The sequence below is a fragment of the Nostoc sp. genome (assembly GCF_041747015.1).
Lineage (GTDB): Bacteria > Cyanobacteriota > Cyanobacteriia > Cyanobacteriales > Nostocaceae > Nostoc.
On sequence record NZ_JBGTFY010000426.1, the window covers coordinates 1 to 2,678 of the forward strand.

Genomic DNA, 2,678 nt, shown 5'->3' on the forward strand with positions numbered 1-2,678 from the left:
TTGTGTAGGCGTTTGAGCTAATTGATGTGACTGTATAGGTAGTTGGTGTGAGTGCTTTAAGCAGTTAACTAGACAATCACCGTAATTAACTAGCAGCAGGGTAAACAGTTGAGAGAGGTTATCAATTCCAGTCGCTTCTAAAATTTCTTCAGCTTTGGGCTTGTACTTGGGATTAAGAACAATTCTTGTTTGCGCCATTGGCATTACTCCTGATAAGCCATTGCAATGATGTTGAATAACTGCGGCGATGGGGCAATCTTGAAGCGATCTCCTGAACTAGCACAGATAGGAGCAGCGATATCAGCACTACCGCCTACAATCAAAACTTCTCCCAACTCTGGTAGGTGTTGCGCCCACTTCGAGCGAATTTCTCTCCGGGCTGACTCTACCCACTGATCACAGGCTTTTTCAAAGATGGAGGAGAAATCAAGCTTATCTGTCCCGTAGAGGCAATCACCTCGCGCGATCGCGTCCATGATGCCCTGTAAACTAGGGCTGTAATCGAGAGAGTAGACTTCTTTCATCTCCACCGCTACTTGTTGAGCGAGTGCCTTGGTTCCAGGTAGAATCACCTCCGCATCATGGATCATGGTTCCGTTCGGCGTGTAAATTCGGGCTATAGCTGTGCCTCCCCCTAAATCCCAAATCGCGTTCTTCGCCTCTGGGAAGCTGAAAAATCCTTGATTTAAGGCGTAGTGGAATGCTGGCTCAGTCTCATCAACTGGGACAACTTCACCCACGGTATAGGTGATGTATTCGCCATTGCGTTTAAATTCTTTGGTCAGTGGGTGGTTAGCAATTCTCTTTACTGCGGCTACGTCGTCATCGTTGAGGGTATTGGGCAGTGCCACAATCATCTGCTGAATGTGTACGGCTGTTTGTCCGGGATTTGGCTGGATTGCCGCTAGTGCCAGGATAGATGCTAATTGGCATTTGTCTGTTTGGAAAGTCGGCTCACCACTTAGTTCTTGAGCTAATCGCCCAATTACAAAGCGTTTACCCTCAATTTCAATCAATACTGACTGGTCATCGGGCTTGAGCCGCTTCCACTGGTATTCACTGACTTCTTTCACGACACTGAGCAGACATTGCACTTCGTTTTTGGGGTCAATCCATTTCACAAAACGGTTGCCCCCATCGAAAACTACTCGCGGTCTTATCTGTCCGTGTTGTGGACTTATAAACCCGTTACTCGGCGGATATGATAAGCCGTAAACTGGCTGGGTATATGCGTAATTCATGGTTCAAATAAAGAGTTTAATTCTTTGATTGATAAGCGTTTGCGGTCATTTTTAAGCGGCTATTTTGTCCTACAAACCATTTATCCTTGGTGTGGCATTTCACGCGCTATATCGTCCGTTTTGCGCTCATAGTGTTAATATAGTTGACAAGTGCTGCCACTGTCAACCCAAGGCTACAAAAACTTATATTTAAGCTGCACGTTTTATGCTTGAATCATGGTGTAGACAAGTGTTGATAATGGCAACTAGGCGACCGCGAGTTATGTTCACTTGCTCTGAAGATATAAAAGAGACTTTGGAGCTTTGGTCAGAAGAGGAGGGAAGAACGGTTAGTAATTTAGTTGAGCGAATTATTGCAGAAGCGATCGCCGCCAGAGCTAAAAAGTTAAAATCTTCCAAGTCAAAAGTGCAAGATGAGGAGTAAGCCTATGTATGTCAATTAGCTAGTATTTATGCCTGCGGTTAACCAGGAGGGACATAAAGTAAAGCGTACAAAAAGTCATTCTTTTTCGCCCACAAGCTAGAAAATCATGTTTTTATAGATAAAGCCTTACAAAGGCGCAAAAAAAAGGGTAGTCCCAACTTACTTTGGGGCACGCCACTCTCTTACTATCTAGAGCAAGCTATACCAAGACGATTATCAGTCGTCACCAAAGCGGTTAGTCCTACCGCAACATCAAATGTTAGATTTTTTGTATAGCTCTAGCGTAACAGTGCTGTGCCTTAAAGGGGAAGGGATTACTCAATCTTTATCGAAGTAATCACCAAATTCAGGAGCCACTAATGAATACGCTAGAAATGCAAAGTGCGCCCGGACTGTTAGATCATGGCGCAACGCCGAATATTTCTGAGCCGATTAAAATAGCACAGTCAGCCACAGGAGAGCAAGATTTAGCAGCACACAGTACCAAAACTGCCAGCAGCACCCCAAAAAAGGGACAGCAGAACCAATTCGAGAGTTATGAAGATTTCCAAGCCTATATTCGTAAGTCCTTCATTGAAGGAAGTGGCATTCACCCGGAAATTTTCGATGCCTGTGTAGAATTTCACCAAGACATTGAATGTGGGGCGGGGGGCGATGTAGAAACACCCATACACGACGCATTGGGATGGGAATACAAGCGATTCAGACATCAAGCTAATGAGCCATTGTACGCGGCATTTCTTCTGAATGAAGACAAGAGCGTATGGCAAGTAGTCGTCAGCATTTGGGACATTGAAAAGCAGCGCCCATACAAATACTTTGCTCCAAAAGGAGACGGCAATCGTGCATTCCTGCCCCCAATCCCAATATCCGTACGCCAACTCATCGCCCAGAAATCTGGCTTGGATGTGCCAATGTTCGGCAATTTTTGGCAATGGGTGAAAGAGTCAGTGAATGAGGTGGGAGCTACGGAAGGAGGTAAAAAGACCCTTAGCGCCCTATCGATAGGACAC

Annotated in this window: 3 protein-coding genes and 1 pseudogene; 2 read left to right on the forward strand and 2 right to left on the reverse strand. The window is 45.3% G+C overall.

Features of this window, described 5'->3' with window-relative positions; genetic code table 11:
- Together ACEW80_RS33640 and ACEW80_RS33645 are read right to left on the reverse strand one after the other, a co-directional pair.
- Positions 1-198, reverse strand: a 198-nt coding sequence (locus ACEW80_RS33640; protein WP_373530770.1) for a hypothetical protein, incomplete at its 3' end; no start/stop codon positions are given.
- A 5-nt stretch (positions 199-203) separates the two neighbouring features.
- Positions 204-1,241 carry a ParM/StbA family protein gene (locus ACEW80_RS33645; protein WP_373530771.1) on the reverse strand — a complete coding sequence of 346 codons (1,038 nt, stop codon included), beginning with the start codon at positions 1,239-1,241 and terminating at the stop codon, positions 204-206.
- A gap of 262 nt (positions 1,242-1,503) precedes the next feature.
- On the opposite strand from ACEW80_RS33645, the gene ACEW80_RS33650 reads away from it, so the two are divergent.
- Both ACEW80_RS33650 and ACEW80_RS33655 read left to right on the forward strand, forming a co-directional pair.
- Positions 1,504-1,665, forward strand: coding sequence for a hypothetical protein (locus ACEW80_RS33650; RefSeq protein WP_196514750.1), 162 nt, complete (start codon positions 1,504-1,506; stop codon positions 1,663-1,665).
- A gap of 359 nt (positions 1,666-2,024) precedes the next feature.
- Positions 2,025-2,678, forward strand: a pseudogene (locus tag ACEW80_RS33655) (hypothetical protein); the annotation flags it as partial.

What these genes read in the sequence shown, in the direction of transcription:
- ACEW80_RS33645 (WP_373530771.1), bottom strand. Translation starts at nt 1,241, where the DNA reads ATGAATTACGCATATACCCAGCCAGTTTACGGCTTATCATATCCGCCG.
- ACEW80_RS33650 (WP_196514750.1), top strand. Translation starts at nt 1,504, where the DNA reads ATGTTCACTTGCTCTGAAGATATAAAAGAGACTTTGGAGCTTTGGTCA.